This is a genomic window from Erwinia sp. ErVv1 (genome assembly GCF_900068895.1).
GTDB lineage: Bacteria > Pseudomonadota > Gammaproteobacteria > Enterobacterales > Enterobacteriaceae > Erwinia.
On the sequence record NZ_CDPK01000003.1, the window covers coordinates 31773 to 46712 of the forward strand.

16 protein-coding genes are annotated in these 14940 nt (G+C 56.1%); 15 read left to right on the plus strand and 1 reads right to left on the minus strand.

Annotation, left to right across the window (positions count from 1 at the left end):
* The first annotated feature begins 11 nt into the window (after positions 1-11).
* From phrB to A1830_RS04460, 11 genes are all read left to right on the plus strand, one after another.
* Positions 12-1433, plus strand: coding sequence for a deoxyribodipyrimidine photo-lyase (gene phrB, locus A1830_RS04410; protein WP_067702357.1), 1422 nt, complete (start codon positions 12-14; stop codon positions 1431-1433).
* Between the two features lie 17 nt (positions 1434-1450).
* Positions 1451-2194, plus strand: a complete 744-nt coding sequence (locus A1830_RS04415; RefSeq protein WP_067703653.1) for a type 2 GTP cyclohydrolase I — start codon at positions 1451-1453, stop codon at positions 2192-2194.
* Positions 2195-2370: 176 nt separating this feature from the next.
* Positions 2371-3027, plus strand: coding sequence for a 5-oxoprolinase subunit PxpB (gene pxpB, locus A1830_RS04420; protein ID WP_067702360.1), 657 nt, complete (start codon positions 2371-2373; stop codon positions 3025-3027).
* Positions 3021-3953 (plus strand): 5-oxoprolinase subunit PxpC, encoded by a 933-nt coding sequence (gene pxpC, locus A1830_RS04425; protein ID WP_067702363.1) that lies wholly within the window; start codon positions 3021-3023, stop codon positions 3951-3953. The genes pxpB and pxpC overlap by 7 nt, the downstream gene beginning before the upstream one ends.
* On the plus strand, positions 3943-4683 hold the full coding sequence (gene pxpA / locus A1830_RS04430) for a 5-oxoprolinase subunit PxpA (RefSeq protein WP_067702365.1): 741 nt from the start codon (positions 3943-3945) through the stop codon (positions 4681-4683). Before pxpC ends, pxpA begins: the two co-directional genes overlap by 11 nt.
* Positions 4684-4761: 78 nt before the next feature.
* Positions 4762-5490, plus strand: coding sequence for a DUF969 domain-containing protein (locus A1830_RS04435; RefSeq protein ID WP_067702368.1), 729 nt, complete (start codon positions 4762-4764; stop codon positions 5488-5490).
* Entirely contained in the window at positions 5490-6479 is a 990-nt protein-coding gene (locus tag A1830_RS04440; RefSeq protein WP_067702371.1) for a DUF979 domain-containing protein, read from the plus strand. Before A1830_RS04435 ends, A1830_RS04440 begins: the two co-directional genes overlap by 1 nt.
* A 7-nt stretch (positions 6480-6486) precedes the next feature.
* Positions 6487-7134, plus strand: coding sequence for a pyroglutamyl-peptidase I (gene pcp, locus A1830_RS04445; RefSeq protein WP_067702374.1), 648 nt, complete (start codon positions 6487-6489; stop codon positions 7132-7134).
* A 24-nt stretch (positions 7135-7158) separates the two neighbouring features.
* The gene (nei, locus tag A1830_RS04450) at positions 7159-7950 is read left to right on the plus strand and encodes an endonuclease VIII (RefSeq protein WP_067702378.1); all 792 of its coding nucleotides are present in this window, start codon (positions 7159-7161) and stop codon (positions 7948-7950) included.
* A 344-nt stretch (positions 7951-8294) separates the two neighbouring features.
* A complete protein-coding gene (locus A1830_RS04455) occupies positions 8295-8861 on the plus strand; it encodes a hypothetical protein (RefSeq protein ID WP_231877570.1) in 567 nt (188 codons plus the stop codon).
* A gap of 124 nt (positions 8862-8985) precedes the next feature.
* On the plus strand, positions 8986-9405 hold the full coding sequence (locus tag A1830_RS04460; RefSeq protein ID WP_067702381.1) for a hypothetical protein: 420 nt from the start codon (positions 8986-8988) through the stop codon (positions 9403-9405).
* 188 nt (positions 9406-9593) lie between these two features.
* Here A1830_RS04460 and A1830_RS04465 read toward each other — a convergent pair whose 3' ends face one another.
* The gene (locus A1830_RS04465) at positions 9594-10877 is read right to left on the minus strand and encodes a citrate synthase (protein WP_067702383.1); all 1284 of its coding nucleotides are present in this window, start codon (positions 10875-10877) and stop codon (positions 9594-9596) included.
* A gap of 636 nt (positions 10878-11513) precedes the next feature.
* Here A1830_RS04465 and sdhC point away from each other — a divergent pair.
* The 4 genes from sdhC to A1830_RS04485 are packed head-to-tail and all read left to right on the plus strand — an operon-like array spanning position 11514 to position 14744.
* Positions 11514-11903 (plus strand): succinate dehydrogenase cytochrome b556 subunit, encoded by a 390-nt coding sequence (sdhC, locus tag A1830_RS04470; RefSeq protein ID WP_067702386.1) that lies wholly within the window; start codon positions 11514-11516, stop codon positions 11901-11903.
* Complete coding sequence (gene sdhD, locus A1830_RS04475) at positions 11897-12244, plus strand: succinate dehydrogenase membrane anchor subunit (protein ID WP_067702389.1); 348 nt, start codon at positions 11897-11899, stop codon at positions 12242-12244. The genes sdhC and sdhD overlap by 7 nt, the downstream gene beginning before the upstream one ends.
* Positions 12244-14010: a succinate dehydrogenase flavoprotein subunit gene (gene sdhA, locus A1830_RS04480; protein ID WP_067702392.1), complete on the plus strand. Its 1767-nt coding sequence runs from the start codon at positions 12244-12246 to the stop codon at positions 14008-14010. Before sdhD ends, sdhA begins: the two co-directional genes overlap by 1 nt.
* 17 nt (positions 14011-14027) lie before the next feature.
* Entirely contained in the window at positions 14028-14744 is a 717-nt protein-coding gene (locus A1830_RS04485; RefSeq protein WP_067702395.1) for a succinate dehydrogenase iron-sulfur subunit, read from the plus strand.
* Positions 14745-14940: the final 196 nt, after the last annotated feature.

The window sequence follows — 14940 nt, forward strand, 5'->3', positions numbered from 1 at the left end:
CAGGGAGATTCATGGTCACCCATCTGGTCTGGATGCGTAACGATCTGCGCATCCACGATAACTACGCCCTAAATGCGGCCTGCCGCGATGCTGATGCCAGGGTTCTGGTGCTGTTTATTGCCACGCCCGTCCAGTGGAAATCACACTCAATGTCCCCCAGACAGGCGGCATTTATTTTTAGCAGTCTTCAGGACGTGCAACGATCGCTGGCTGAAAAGGGCATACCGCTACACTCTGTCGAGTGCGATGACTTTACCGCCTCGATTGAGGTTCTGAAATCCTTTTGCCAGCAGCATCAGGTCGGACGCATGTTTTACAATTATCAGTACGAGGTCAACGAACGCAACCGCGATGCGGCGGTCGAGCGTGAGCTGTCTGATATTGGTGTGGTTTCACAGGGGTTTGATGACAGCCTGCTGCTGCCTCCCGGTAGCGTACTGACCGGCAATCGCGATATGTATAAGGTGTTCACTCCCTTCAGTCGTGCCTTTGTCAAGCGTCTGCATGCTGGCCTGCCGGAGTGCGTTTCCGCACCGGCCGCGCGCGCGGGTGCGCCGCTGCGGGATGTGCCCGCGCTGACGCCCTTTAACTACCCCTTCGAGGAGGTTGATGAAACCCTTTTCCCCAGCGGAGAGGACGCCGCGATTGCGCGCCTGCGGCATTTCTGCCAGCAGACGGTTACCGATTATGCCGATAACCGGGATATTCCGGCGGTGGATGGCACCAGTCGCCTGTCAGTCTATCTGGCCACCGGCGTACTTTCTCCCCGCCAGTGTCTGCACCGCCTGTTGACGGAGCACCCTCAGGCGCTTGACGGCGGCCGGGAATTTGTCTGGCTGAACGAGCTCATTTGGCGTGAGTTTTACCGCCATTTGCTGGTCGCTTACCCTTCACTGTGCCGCTATCAGCCCTTTATTGCCTGGACGCGCGGCGTCAGGTGGCAGAATAATCCCGCGCATTTTGCCGCCTGGCAACAGGGAAAAACCGGTTACCCAATTGTTGACGCTGCCATGTGCCAGCTGAATAAGCTGGGCTGGATGCATAACCGCCTGAGAATGATCGTCGCCAGCTTTTTGATCAAAGATCTGCTGATCGACTGGCGGGAAGGCGAGCGCTACTTTATGTCGCAGCTGGTTGATGGCGATTTGGCCTCGAATAATGGTGGCTGGCAGTGGGCCGCGTCGACGGGGACCGACGCCGCACCCTATTTTCGCATTTTTAATCCCACCACCCAGGGAGAACGCTTTGACCGGCAGGGCGAATTTATCCGTACGTGGCTGCCCGCCCTGAAAGAGGTGCCTGACGAATGGATCCATCAGCCGCACAGCTGGGCGGAAAAGTATAATGTCACGCTGGATTATCCGGTCCCGATTGTTGATCATAAAGAGGCGCGCAGGCAGACCCTTGATGCCTATGAGGCCGCGCGAAAATAAGATAATCGGGAATGACTATGCGTAATACAGAGCTTGAACACCTTGTTAATCAGAAACTCAACGCTGCGAGCTTTAGCGACTATGCCCCCAACGGACTTCAGGTTGAGGGTCGGGAAGCGATCGCTAAAATTATCACCGGCGTGACCGCCTGCCAGGCGCTGCTCGACGAAGCCGTGCGCCTGGGTGCCGACGCGGTGTTGGTACACCACGGTTACTTCTGGAAAAACGAAGCGCCAACCATCAAAGGCATGAAGCGAAACCGCCTGAAAACGCTGCTGGCGAACGATATCAATCTCTATGGCTGGCATCTGCCTTTAGATGCGCATCCCGAACTGGGGAATAATGCACAGCTGGCGAGGTTGCTGGGCATCACCGTCAAAGGCGACGTTCTGCCGCTGGTTCCCTGGGGTGAATTGCAGGATCCATTGACCGGAGAGCAGCTTGCTGCCCGCATCGCTCAGGTTCTTGGCCGTGAGCCGCTTCACTGTGGCGATAATGCGCCCGCGCTTATCCGCCGCGTGGCCTGGTGTAGCGGCGGCGGGCAGGGATTTATCGACGATGCCGCCGCCTTTGGCGTGGATGCATTTATTAGTGGGGAGGTTTCTGAACAAACCATCCATAGCGCGCGTGAACAGGGCCTGCACTTCTTTGCTGCGGGGCATCACGCGACGGAACGTGCAGGGATCCGGGCGCTGGGTGAGTGGCTTGCAGAGGCACATGGCCTGGACGTCACCTTTATTGATATTGCCAATCCCGCCTGATGAAACCGGGCGGCGTGCCGTCGCCCGTTATACGCCTCAATGCTCCGCGCAAAACCGCTTATCTCACCCTCATCGCAGTAACGACAGATACACGCCTTGTTGACACCTTAATCACATTTACGCATAACTGTTTGCCTTAATGAGAAAAAAGCCGCATTGCGGGTCAGGAGGGCGTTTTGCAACAAGCACGTTGTTACCTGTTAGGCGAGCGCGCGGTAGTGCTTGAGCTGGCGCCGCCGGTTTCACTCGGCAGCCAGCAGCGCATTTGGGGGCTGGCGGCCACGCTCAGCGCTCGCCCTGAAGTCACAGAGGTGATACCGGGAATGAACAACATTACGGTACTGCTTAGCGACCCACAGAGCACGGCGCCGGATGCGATTGAATGGATGCAATTCTGGTGGGAGAAGAGCGAAGCGCTGGAGCTGGCAACCCGTCGAATCGAGATCCCGGTGGTCTATGGTGGCCAGGCTGGCCCCGATCTCGAGGTGGTGGCGCGCCACAGCGGCCTTAGCCCGCAGCAGGTGGTGGAGGCGCACGCCGCTGCGGAATATCAGGTCTTCTTTATCGGTTTCCAGCCGGGCTTCCCTTATCTCGCCGGGCTGGATAACCGGTTGCATACGCCGCGTCGCGCCGAGCCGCGCGTGGCGGTTCCGGCCGGTTCGGTGGGTATTGGCGGCAGTCAAACCGGCGTCTATCCTCTGTCCACGCCGGGCGGATGGCAGCTGATTGGCCATACCGGGGTGGCGCTGTTCGATCCGCAAAACCGGCCGCCGACCTGGCTCAGGCCTGGCGACAGCGTGCGATTTATCCCGCAAAAGGAGGGCATATGCTGAAGATTATTCGCGCCGGAATGAGCACAACGCTACAGGATGCGGGACGGACAGGCTGGCGGGACGCTGGCATCAGCGTCGGGGGCGTATTAGATCATCCGGCAATGGAAACGGCCAATATGCTGGTGGGCAACCCCCGGCAGAGCGCCGTGCTGGAGATAACCCTGGGGCAGTTTTGTGCAGAGTTCGGGCGCGACGGCTGGATTGCGCTTACCGGGGCGGGATGCAGTGCGGATATTGACGGCCAGCCGGTGTGGACCGGCTGGCGTACGGCGGTAAGGAAGGGTCAGCGCCTGACGCTAAAAATGCCGCAGCGCGGTATGCGGAGCTATCTGGCGCTTGACGGCGGCTTTGACATATTGCCAGTGCTGGGTTCGTGCAGCACGGATGTTAAAGCGGGCTTTGGCGGCTTCGGGGGGAGAAAACTCGAAGAGGGCGACCTGCTGCCGCAGGCCGTACCGCAGCAGCGCTTTAGCAAGCCGGCTGGCGTTCGTCAGCTGCTGTTTGGCAACCGCATCCGCGCCATGGCTGGCCCTGAATTTCATGAGTTCAGCCCGGAGAGCCGGGCGGCCTTCTGGCGGACCGGCTGGCAGCTTAACCCGCAGAGTAATCGTATGGGCTATCGCCTGCAGGGCAGGGCGCTTAAACGCATCGCCACGCGGGATATGCTGTCGCACGGGCTGATGCCCGGCGTCATTCAGGTTCCACCCAACGGTCAGCCCATTGTGCTGATGGCCGACGCGCAGACCACCGGCGGCTATCCCCGTATTGGCTGCGTGATCGAGGCCGATCTTTATCACCTTGCGCAGATCCGGCTGGGTGAACCGATCCACTTTGTTCACTGCACGTTAGAAGAGGCGCTACAGGCAAAACGCGAACGTCAGCGCTCACTCGATCAGATGGCCTGGGGGTTAGCACATGAAGGTTGATTTAAACGCCGATCTCGGCGAAGGGTGCGGCAACGACCACGCCCTGCTACAGCTGGTCTCCTCTGCGAACATTGCCTGCGGTTTTCACGCGGGTGATGCAGAGACCATGCTGCAAAGCGTGCGCTGGGCGCTGGCCAGTGGCGTGGCGATTGGCGCCCACCCCAGCTTCCCCGATCGTGAAAATTTCGGCCGCACGCGTATGAGGCTGCCGCCCGGGGTCGTTTACGCCCAGGTGGTTTACCAGATTGGCGCACTGAAGGCGATGGCGGAGAGTGAAGGGGGAAGTCTGGCGCACGTTAAGCCGCACGGGATGCTCTATAACCAGTCCGCGCAGGATCCCGCGCTGGCCGACGCCATCGCCCGTGCGGTGAAAGCGGTGGATCCCAGGCTGGTGCTGGTAGGGCTGGCGAACAGCGAATCAATCCGCGTGGCGCAGGCCCTGGGGCTGAGCACCCGGGAAGAGGTGTTTGCCGATCGCGGCTATCAGTCAGATGGTTCACTGGTGCCGCGCTCTCAGCCTGGCGCGCTGGTCGACAGCGACGAACAGGCGATAGCCCAGACGCTGGGCATGGTCGCGCGCGGTGAGGTGCAAAGTCTGAGCGGCGAGTGGGTGCGGGTGCGGGCAGAAACGGTTTGTTTACACGGGGACGGCGCACATGCACTGGCCTTTGCCCGCCAGCTGCGCAATGCCTTTGCCGAACAGCATATCCTTGTGACCAGCGAACGCTAATTTAAAAAGCGGGCAGGGTGCAATATTTTCAGTTTCCCGGTACGGCGCGGGCGATATTCAGAGAAACCAGGAGAAGAGATGGAAACTGCAGTGAATTTGTGGCCGCTGGCCGGTATCGCAGCGATTATTGTGGGTTTTTTACTGCGCTTTAATCCGGTGGTGGTGGTGCTGATTGCCGGCTGGATCACCGGGCTGGCAGCCCATATGCCGATCGGCGATATCCTGGATGAGATCGGCTCCGGCTTCCTCAATACGCGCAATCTGGCGCTGATCCTGCTGCTGCCGCTGCCGATTATCGGACTGCTTGAGCGGCATGGCTTGAAAGAGCGCGCACAGGCGTGGATAGCTCAAATCAAAACGGCGACGGCGGGGCGTCTGCTGATAGTTTATCTGCTGGTTCGCGAAATCACCGCCGCCATGGGGCTGACCAGCCTGGGCGGACATCCACAGATGGTGCGCCCGCTGCTGGCCCCAATGGCCGAGGGCGCAACGGAAAACCGCTACGGCGAGCTGCCGCCTGAGGTGCGCTATCGGCTACGCGCGATGGCGGCGGCAACCGATAACGTCGGGCTGTTCTTTGGCGAGGACGTATTCGTTGCCTTTGGGGCCATCATCTTTATGCATAATTTTATGCAGGAATCGGCGGGTATCCAGACCGAGCCGCTGCATATTGCCGCATGGGGTTTACCTACGGCACTCTGCGCTTTTCTGATCCATGCGTTCCGCCTGCGGCGTCTGGATAAATCCCTGGCGGCCGAACTCTCGGCGCTGAACGGCACGGCCCTGAAAGCCAAAGGAGAACGCTAATGTTTCAACAGCACTATCTCTTCTGGCTGGCGGGTGTCATTCTGCTGGTGGTCGCGGGCATGTCATGGCGCGATAAGGCTAATCCCCGCCGTCTGACGACCGGACTGTTTTGGGCGCTGTACGGCGCGATCTTTTTTATCGGGGACGGCGCGGAAAACCTGCTGGGGGCGCGTAACCTGCATATCCTCACCGGCGTTCTGGTGGTGATCACCGCGCTTATTGCCGGGCTGGGCGGCGTAAAACTGGGCTCTTATCATCAGCGCAGCCAGCAGCAGCGTGATGAGAGTGCAGCACGGCTGCGTAACCGCCTGTTTCTGCCCGCGCTGGCAATTCCAGTCGTGACCGTGGCAGGGGTAGTGGCTTTTAATAATCTGCCCGGCCTGCAAAACGCCGTATTTGGTGCGGGTAATCATGCCACCCTGGTCACGCTGTTTAGCATGATGGTCGGCTGCCTGACGGGCTGGCTGATTGCGCTAAAAATGACCCGGGATACCCCGGCGCAGTCGGTTCAGGAGGCGCGCCGCCTGCTGGATGCCATCGGCTGGGCCTTTATACTGCCGCAGCTGCTGGCGACGCTGGGGCTGCTGTTTACCAGCGCGGGCGTGGGGACCGCGATTGCGCACCTGACGGAAACCTATCTGGCCGTTAATAACCGCTTTGTCGCCGTCGCCAGCTATGCCATCGGCATGGCGCTGCTGACCATGGTGATGGGCAATGCGTTTGCCGCCTTCCCGATTGTTACCGCCGGTATTGGCATTCCGGTCCTGGTGCTCCAGCACCACGGCAATCCGGCGGTGATGGCGGCAATAGGGATGTTCTCGGGCTACTGCGGCACGCTGATGACGCCGATGGCGGCTAATTACAATATCGTTCCGGCTGCGCTGCTGGAGCTACCCGATCGCAACGCGGTGATCAAAGCTCAGGTGCCGACCGGCGTGCTATTGTTAATAGTGAATATTTTCCTGCTTTGGTATCTGATGTTTCTGTGAGGCTTAGATGAAAACGGTTCTGATTACTGCCTTCGAACCTTTTGACGGCGAGCGGGTGAATCCCTCATGGGAGGCGGTCCGCCACCTGCATGAACGAATGATTTGTGGGGCGCACGTCGTGGCTAAACAGCTACCCTGCGTGTTTAATGAGTCCCTGAGGGTGCTTAATGAGACGCTGGATGCACTCAAACCTGACCTGGTTATTGCCGTCGGCCAGGCGGGAGGACGGACCGATATCAGCGTTGAACGGGTGGCAATCAATATCAACGATGCGCGCATTCCCGATAACGCCGGCAATCAGCCGATTGATGAGGCCATCGTCGATGGCGGTCCGGCAGCCTATTTTTCTACTCTGCCCATAAAGGCCATTGTGGAAGGGATCCGCGAGGCGGGTATTCCGGCAACGGTGTCGCAGACTGCGGGTACCTATGTCTGCAACCACGTGATGTATGGCCTGCTGCACGCCCTGGCTAAGCAGAAAGACCCGGTGCGCGGCGGCTTTATCCATATTCCCCTGCTGCCTGAGCAGGCGGTTAAGCATCCAGGCCTGGCGAGTATGCCGGTGCAGACGGTAGGCCTGGCGCTGGAAATGGCGATAAGTATTGCCCTGACCGTCGAGGAAGATCGTCGTCTGGAAGGCGGCGCAACGCATTAACCTGTTATCTGGAGGGCATATTTGATGCCAGAAGGACCTGAAATTCGCCGTGCGGCCGACACGCTGGAAAAGGCAATAAAAGGCAAAACGCTGACCGACGTGTGGTTCGCGTTCCCTGAACTTAAAGTCTGGGAGCCGGTGCTGCTTGGTGAACGCATCGAGGCTATTGAGACCCGTGGTAAAGCGATACTCAGCCACTTTTCCAGCGGTCAGACGCTCTACAGCCACAATCAGCTTTACGGCGTCTGGCGCGTGACCGACAGCGGTAAAATGCCTGACTCTAATCGCGTACTGCGCGTCAGGCTGGGGGCGGAGGATAAAACTATTCTGCTCTATAGCGCCTCGGACATTGAGATGCTGGACCGCGATTCGTTGAGAACGCATCCTTTCCTGCAGCGCGTGGGGCCAGACGTACTGGATATGTCGCTGACCGTGGCCGAGGTGGCGGGCCGCCTGCTTTCAACCCGTTTTCACCGGCGTCAGTTCAGCGGTCTGCTGCTGGATCAGGCTTTTCTGGCCGGGCTTGGCAATTACCTGCGGGTTGAAATTCTCTGGCAGGCGGGGATTGCCGCACACCATCGCGCTCAGGATTTGTCGCCAGAAGCGCTGCAACGACTGGCGGAGGCGCTGCTGGCGGTGCCGCGCCTTTCGTATCAGACGCGGGGCGTAGTCAGTGAAAAACGGCATCACGGCGCATTATTTCGTTTTAAGGTCTTTCATCGCGAAGGGAAGGCGTGCGAGCGCTGCGGCAGCATCATCGAGCGGACCACGCTTTCATCGCGGCCCTTTTACTGGTGCCCGGGCTGCCAGCATTAAGGGGGGACTGTGCTGAGCTTTCCCATCTGTGTCACCCGTTGCCATAGGGATATTTTTTCCCCTTAATAAATTCTGGTGTTTCACCATGATAAATATAGCCGTTGGGATGTCGTGTGATCCCCTTGCAGGCATCCAGGTTATCAGAGATCAGAGCATAGGATCTTCACGCTTTTTTATACCGTTTAGCGATGACGTGGAAGAACAACTTTTCCTTCCCTGAATATTTCTTTAGCAAGTTGTCTAATCTTGGAGGAGTTATAAATTTGGGCAGTTATTACTGTTTGCCATTACTCCCACTGTGGTGATTTAATCGGTACCAGAAGTTCATCATTAAAGGGAATATGATGACTGAGTATGATCTTATTGATCCTAACGAGCCTGGGCAATATTACACCTTCAGAACGCACCTGCGGCCGGGTGAATATTTTGCAATTACCCCCTCATTTCGTCCGCCGCATATTGCGAAACCCATAGTCGACGAACAAACAAATGTTTGTCTTGGCTACTCTGTGGCTCAGGCACCAGGGCTATGGCAGATTTATGATGCTGACGGGAGATTCATCACGCTGGGAGAATCTCCGCTAGAAACGCCGCTCGTTGACCCTCTTGATATTGCTCTGTTTATGTTTGGCGCGTTTCGCCTACTTCGTACCGGAAAAGCATTACTTGAAGGGGCTGCAATTAACCGGATGAAGGTTGCAATGAGCGAGGCGACCCTGAGTATTTTAAGGGGGCGCTTTAAAGTTGGTTTGTCCGCAGTAAGCATAAAGTTCTCTAAAACAACCGCTTTACATATGGCCGATTCTGGTCGCTACATACCCATTCAGATAATCGAAAAGCCATTCGGTATGGAGTCCGAAGCCCAGATCCGCGCAGAAAGGCCGGTCTTTTCATATATAGCATTGGAATGACCCGCTTAACGAGATCTATAGTGGGTAAGGCGGTAGTTTATAAACCGAAATCGTATACCTTACATGTGCTGATGCGAGAGAAGGACTGGACAGTTATGCATTTCCATATTAAGGAAATCAAATAATGTTTGAGATCAAAAATGAAGACGTGCTGTTTCGCCTCTCTTTTATCGAAAGACTCGAAGAACCGGAAGAACGTAGCCTGGACCTCATCATGTGTTGGCTGGAGATCGAAGAACCTTGCATAAAACTACAATGCCAGTGTGAGCTAGCCCAGTTTGAGCTTGAAGAATTACGCGACAAACTGTCGGCATTTTACGAATGCCTTCCCTATAAAGTTAAACCCGCAGCGATCGCATTTGTTCCGAGAATAGAAACTTTCACCTGTGAAGTCCGGCAGGTGGTGGGTGCTGATGAGTTTGGTTTCAATTTCACAGCCAGTCCGCACGAGGATGAAGGCTGGATGCTCAAGGGCGGAATAGTGATAGACCAGTCATATTTCCCCGGCTTGATACGTGGGGTCGATTCAATTCTGTCTAATTAACTTTAAGCTTTCTGCACCGAACAGCAGACACACCCTAAAATCTTCTGCATATGGAGATTGACCTCGCCAGATAGCGCATGATCTGGAATTCGCCATCCAGGGTGGAGAACGGTGAGCATAGCCCACCGTTAAGCTTAAGCGCGAAGGCATCAGCCCGCCCGGACGGTTCCCCGCCCGAACGGAAAGCGTTACTCCGCGGTCTCTGATTTAAAATCGCGCTTATCGTAGCCGGTATAGAGCTGACGGGGACGGGCGATTTTAACGCCGTCATCGTGCATCTCTTTCCAGTGCGCGATCCAGCCCACGGTACGCGCCATAGCGAAAATCACCGTAAACATAGAGGACGGAATACCCATCGCCTTCAGGATAATACCGGAGTAGAAGTCGACGTTAGGATAGAGCTTACGCTCAATAAAGTACGGGTCGTTCAGGGCGATATGCTCCAGCTCCATGGCGACTTCCAGCAGGTCATCCTTCATGCCCAGTTCGTTCAGCACTTCATGGCAGGTTTCACGCATCACGGTAGCGCGTGGATCGTAGTTCTTGTATACGCGGTGACCAAAGCCCATCAGGCGGAAAGAGTCATTTTTGTCTTTCGCACGCTTCAGGAACTCAGGAATGTGCTCGACGTTGCTGATCTCCTCCAGCATCCGCAGGCAGGCTTCGTTTGCCCCGCCGTGTGCAGGTCCCCAAAGAGACGCAATACCGGCAGCGATACAGGCAAACGGATTAGCGCCGGATGAGCCTGCGGTACGGACGGTAGAGGTAGAGGCGTTCTGCTCATGGTCTGCATGCAGAATTAGGATGCGGTCCATGGCGCGTTCAAGGATTGGGTTAACCACATACTCTTCACAGGGCGTCGAGAACATCATGTTCAGGAAGTTACCGGCATAGGAGAGGTCGTTGCGTGGATAAACGAAAGGCTGACCAATCGAATACTTGTAACACATCGCCGCCACGGTAGGCATTTTAGAGAGCAGGCGGAATGCCGCGATTTCACGGTGGCGTTCAATGTTAACGTCCATGGCATCGTGATAGAACGCGGCCAGCGCGCCCGTCACCCCACACATGACCGCCATCGGATGAGAGTCACGACGGAAACCCCGGAACAGGTGATGGATCTGCTCATGAATCATGGTGTGGCGGGTAACGATAGTGCGGAATTCTTCAAACTGGGTTTTGGTCGGCGCTTCGCCGTTCAGCAGGATGTAGCACACTTCCAGATAGTTGGAGTGCAGGGCCAGCTGATCAATAGGGAAACCACGATGCAGCAGAATACCTTCGTCACCATCAATATAGGTGATTTTCGACTCACAGGACGCAGTAGAGGTAAAACCCGGATCGAAGGTGAAGTATCCCTGTGAACCCAGGCTACGGACATCAATTTCTTCCTGGCCTAACGTACCTTTCAGCACATCAAGTTCAATAGGAGCTTCGCCTGGTAGGGTTAGCGTTGCTTTTTTATCAGCCATTTACAGTCTCCTTAGCGCCTTATCGGTGAACCTTTGACAACGGAAATGCCGCTGTATCCGCGGTTGATACTGGTGCGCAGGTGATCGACTCTGTGGCATCTTTTATCGTGCAGGGTACAGAGCGATGGGCGCGTGCAGGTCGGCGGGTACAATCTGTCTGCGTTTCGCGGTTGTTAAAGATCCGTTCTGGTCATAACTTGTCGGTGATTATTATCGGGTTCTTTAAGTATAGTTGAAGCCAATGTTACATAACTTGTCATGAGGGGGAAGTGTATCCCCTTAACTTTTGTGCATCATATAAATTTCGATCGCTAGTTTGTAACAGGAATGTTGAACTTTTGTCAAATCAGATAATTAAATTTGTATAAATTGTGAAAAATGTGATGATGATCACTGTTCCACCTAAATGTGACAAGGATGTTTGTAGGGGAATTGTAATGAGTTTGTGAACCCCCTATACTTCGGCCAGGTCTCCGGAAAACCCTGCTGTAGGAGCCACCCAGCGTTTTATACGCGTCGTTTTGACACTGGACGTTGAAGTTCTGGACGTTGAAGTTTTAGTGCCTGGCGCAGTGCTTGATTAAACGCTGTCTGACCCGCCCTCAGGACCGGAGGAAGCAAAATAAGAAAGGCTGTGTGGGCAAAACCGTGAAAAAACAAAGACCTGTCAACTTGGATCTCTCCACGATCCGGTTTCCCGTTACTGCAATAGCGTCTATTCTCCACCGCGTATCTGGCGTCATAACCTTTGTGGCCGTTGGAATTCTGCTTTGGTTACTGGGCCTGTCACTCTCCTCTCCCGAGGGCTTCCTGCAAGCCTCAGCCGTTATGGGCAGCTTTTTCGTCAAATTCATCGTTTGGGGCATTCTGACCGCACTGGCGTATCACATCGCCGGCGGCATTCGCCACATGCTGATGGACTTTGGCTTTCTGGCCGAAACAATGGAGACGGGTAAGCGCTCTGCGCACATTACATTTGTTATTACTGTCGTGCTTTCAATTCTGGCTGGAGTCCTCGTATGGTAAGCAACGCTTCTGCACTGGGTCGTAACGGCGTTCATGACTGGCTGCTGCTTCGCGCCGCTGCCATGATTATCACCCTGTATGTTCTGTATGTTCTCGGCTTTATCGTTATGTCTGGCACGCTGACCTATGAGATCTGGCGGGGCTTTTTCGCCTCTCCGTTGACCAAGGTCTTCACCCTTTTAACGCTGTTCTCCATTCTGGTGCATGGCTGGATTGGGATGTGGCAGGTATTAACAGATTACGTCAAGGCCGTGGCTACACGCCTGATACTGCAACTGATTGTGGTCGTTGCACTGTTAGTGTATGCAATTTATGGAACCGTTGTTGTGTGGGGTGCGTAATGAAGTTGCCAGTAAGAGAATTTGATGCCGTGGTTGTCGGCGCAGGTGGTGCGGGCATGCGTGCGGCGCTACAGATTTCACAATCAGGACAGAGCTGTGCTCTGTTATCCAAAGTTTTCCCTACCCGTTCCCATACCGTCTCTGCGCAGGGTGGCATCACCGTTGCCCTGGGCAATACCCATGAAGATGACTGGGAATGGCACATGTATGACACGGTAAAAGGTTCCGACTATATCGGTGACCAGGACGCCATCGAATATATGTGTAAAACCGGCCCGGAAGCGATTCTGGAGCTTGAGCATATGGGGCTGCCTTTTTCCCGTCTTGATGACGGTCGCATTTATCAGCGCCCCTTCGGTGGACAGTCGAAAAACTTCGGCGGCGAGCAGGCTGCACGTACTGCCGCTGCGGCTGACCGTACCGGTCATGCCCTGCTGCACACGCTTTATCAGCAGAACCTGAAAAACAAAACTACCATCTTCTCCGAATGGTACGCGCTGGATCTGGTGAAAAACGCCGACGGTGCGATTGTCGGCTGTACCGCACTCAATATTGAAGACGGTGAAGTGGTCTACTTCAAAGCGCGGGCGACGGTGCTGGCTACCGGTGGCGCAGGACGCATCTATCAGTCCACCACCAATGCGCACATCAACACCGGCGACGGCGTGGGTATGGCGCTGCGCGCGGGCGTACCGGTGCAGGATATGGAAATGTGGCAGTTCCACCCGACCGGTATTGCCGGGGCGGGCGTGCTGGTGACCGAAGGGTGCCGCGGCGAAGGCGGTTACCTGCTGAATAAGCACGGCGAACGCTTTATGGAGCGCTACGCCCCTAATGCGAAAGACCTTGCAGGACGCGATGTGGTTGCCCGCTCAATGATGATTGAAATTCGTGAAGGGCGCGGCTGTGAAGGTCCGTGGGGACCGCATATCAAGCTGAAGCTGGACCATCTGGGCAGCGAAGTGCTGGAAGCCCGTCTTCCTGGCATCCTTGAGCTGTCGCGCACCTTCGCACACGTTGATCCGGTAAAAGAGCCGATCCCGGTCATCCCGACCTGTCACTACATGATGGGCGGCATTCCGACCAAAGTGACCGGTCAGGCGATTACGGTTAACGAACAGGGCGAAGACGTGGTGGTGCCGGGGCTGTTTGCCGTGGGTGAAATTGCCTGCGTCTCCGTGCACGGCTCCAACCGCCTCGGCGGTAATTCACTGCTGGACCTGGTGGTATTTGGCCGCGCTGCGGGCCTGCATTTGCAGGAATCCATTCAGGAACAGGGTGAACTGCTGGAAGCGACCGATGAAGAGATCGACGCCTCGCTGGCCCGCATGAACCGCTGGAACAACAATACCACCGGGGAAGATCCCGCCGAGCTGCGTAAAGCATTGCAGACCTGTATGCAAAACAACTTCTCCGTTTTCCGCGAAGGCGAGGCGATGGCGAAAGGGCTGGCTGAGCTTAAACTGCTGCGTGAACGCCTGAAAAATGCCCGTCTGGATGACCGTTCCGCCGACTTTAATACCCAGCGTATAGAGTGCCTGGAGCTGGATAACCTGATGGAAACGGCCTACGCCACTGCGGTTGCGGCTAACTTCCGTACCGAAAGCCGGGGCGCACACAGCCGCTTCGATTATCCTGAACGTGACGATGCAAACTGGCTGTGCCACAGCGTGTATCTGCCGCAGAGCGAAAGCATGACTCGCCGTGAGGTGAACATGGCGCCGAAGCTGCGCGCGGCGTTCCCGCCAAAAGCACGTACTTACTAGGTTGCGGAGATAAAACGATGAGACTCGAATTTTCTATTTATCGTTATAACCCGGACGTCGATGACGCGCCGCGTATGCAGGATTACAGCCTGGAATCGGATGAAGGGCGCGACATGATGCTGCTGGATGCGCTGATCCGCCTGAAAGAGAAAGATCCGACGCTGGCGTTTCGTCGCTCCTGCCGGGAAGGGGTATGTGGCTCCGACGGCATCAATATGAACGGTAAAAATGGCCTGGCCTGCATTACACCGGTTTCGGCGCTGGGCGGCGGTAAGAAAAAGATTGTTATTCGCCCGCTGCCGGGGTTACCGGTAATCCGGGATTTGGTGGTGGACATGGGCCAGTTCTATACTCAGTATGAGAAGATCAAGCCTTACCTGTTGAATAACGGGGAGAAACCACCGGCGCGTGAGCATTTGCAGGCACCGGAACAGCGTGAAAAGCTGGATGGCCTGTACGAGTGTATTCTCTGCGCCTGCTGTTCCACTTCCTGCCCGTCATTCTGGTGGAATCCGGAGAAATTCATCGGCCCGGCAGGCCTGCTGGCCGCCTACCGTTTCCTGATTGACAGCCGCGATACGGAAACCGATGCGCGTCTGGATAATCTGAATGACGCTTTCAGCGTTTTCCGCTGTCACAGCATTATGAACTGTGTGAGCGTGTGTCCGAAAGGGTTGAACCCGACGCGCGCCATCGGCCATATTAAGTCAATGCTGTTGCAGCGCAGTGCCTGATTAGCCGTAAACCGGGAACCGAAAGGTTCCCGGATCGCAGATATCAGGTGGCCCTGATGAAAGGTTTCGACAACGCGTAACAGAAACTTTTCACCAGGGTTCCCTTACGGGCCCGGGCGCCAGCAGTTGCGCACAGCGCTCGTATCGATGAACTTTCAGGCCGCGTCCCGCAGCACGTTGCGGAACACGACCGAGG

What these genes read in the sequence shown, in the direction of transcription:
- sdhA (WP_067702392.1), top strand. Translation starts at nt 12,244, where the DNA reads ATGAAGTTGCCAGTAAGAGAATTTGATGCCGTGGTTGTCGGCGCAGGT.
- phrB (WP_067702357.1), top strand. Translation starts at nt 12, where the DNA reads ATGGTCACCCATCTGGTCTGGATGCGTAACGATCTGCGCATCCACGAT.
- A1830_RS04415 (WP_067703653.1), top strand. Translation starts at nt 1,451, where the DNA reads ATGCGTAATACAGAGCTTGAACACCTTGTTAATCAGAAACTCAACGCT.
- A1830_RS04435 (WP_067702368.1), top strand. Translation starts at nt 4,762, where the DNA reads ATGGAAACTGCAGTGAATTTGTGGCCGCTGGCCGGTATCGCAGCGATT.
- A1830_RS04460 (WP_067702381.1), top strand. Translation starts at nt 8,986, where the DNA reads ATGTTTGAGATCAAAAATGAAGACGTGCTGTTTCGCCTCTCTTTTATC.
- A1830_RS04485 (WP_067702395.1), top strand. Translation starts at nt 14,028, where the DNA reads ATGAGACTCGAATTTTCTATTTATCGTTATAACCCGGACGTCGATGAC.
- pxpC (WP_067702363.1), top strand. Translation starts at nt 3,021, where the DNA reads ATGCTGAAGATTATTCGCGCCGGAATGAGCACAACGCTACAGGATGCG.
- nei (WP_067702378.1), top strand. Translation starts at nt 7,159, where the DNA reads ATGCCAGAAGGACCTGAAATTCGCCGTGCGGCCGACACGCTGGAAAAG.
- sdhD (WP_067702389.1), top strand. Translation starts at nt 11,897, where the DNA reads ATGGTAAGCAACGCTTCTGCACTGGGTCGTAACGGCGTTCATGACTGG.
- pcp (WP_067702374.1), top strand. Translation starts at nt 6,487, where the DNA reads ATGAAAACGGTTCTGATTACTGCCTTCGAACCTTTTGACGGCGAGCGG.
- A1830_RS04455 (WP_231877570.1), top strand. Translation starts at nt 8,295, where the DNA reads ATGACTGAGTATGATCTTATTGATCCTAACGAGCCTGGGCAATATTAC.
- pxpA (WP_067702365.1), top strand. Translation starts at nt 3,943, where the DNA reads ATGAAGGTTGATTTAAACGCCGATCTCGGCGAAGGGTGCGGCAACGAC.
- A1830_RS04440 (WP_067702371.1), top strand. Translation starts at nt 5,490, where the DNA reads ATGTTTCAACAGCACTATCTCTTCTGGCTGGCGGGTGTCATTCTGCTG.
- A1830_RS04465 (WP_067702383.1), bottom strand. Translation starts at nt 10,877, where the DNA reads ATGGCTGATAAAAAAGCAACGCTAACCCTACCAGGCGAAGCTCCTATT.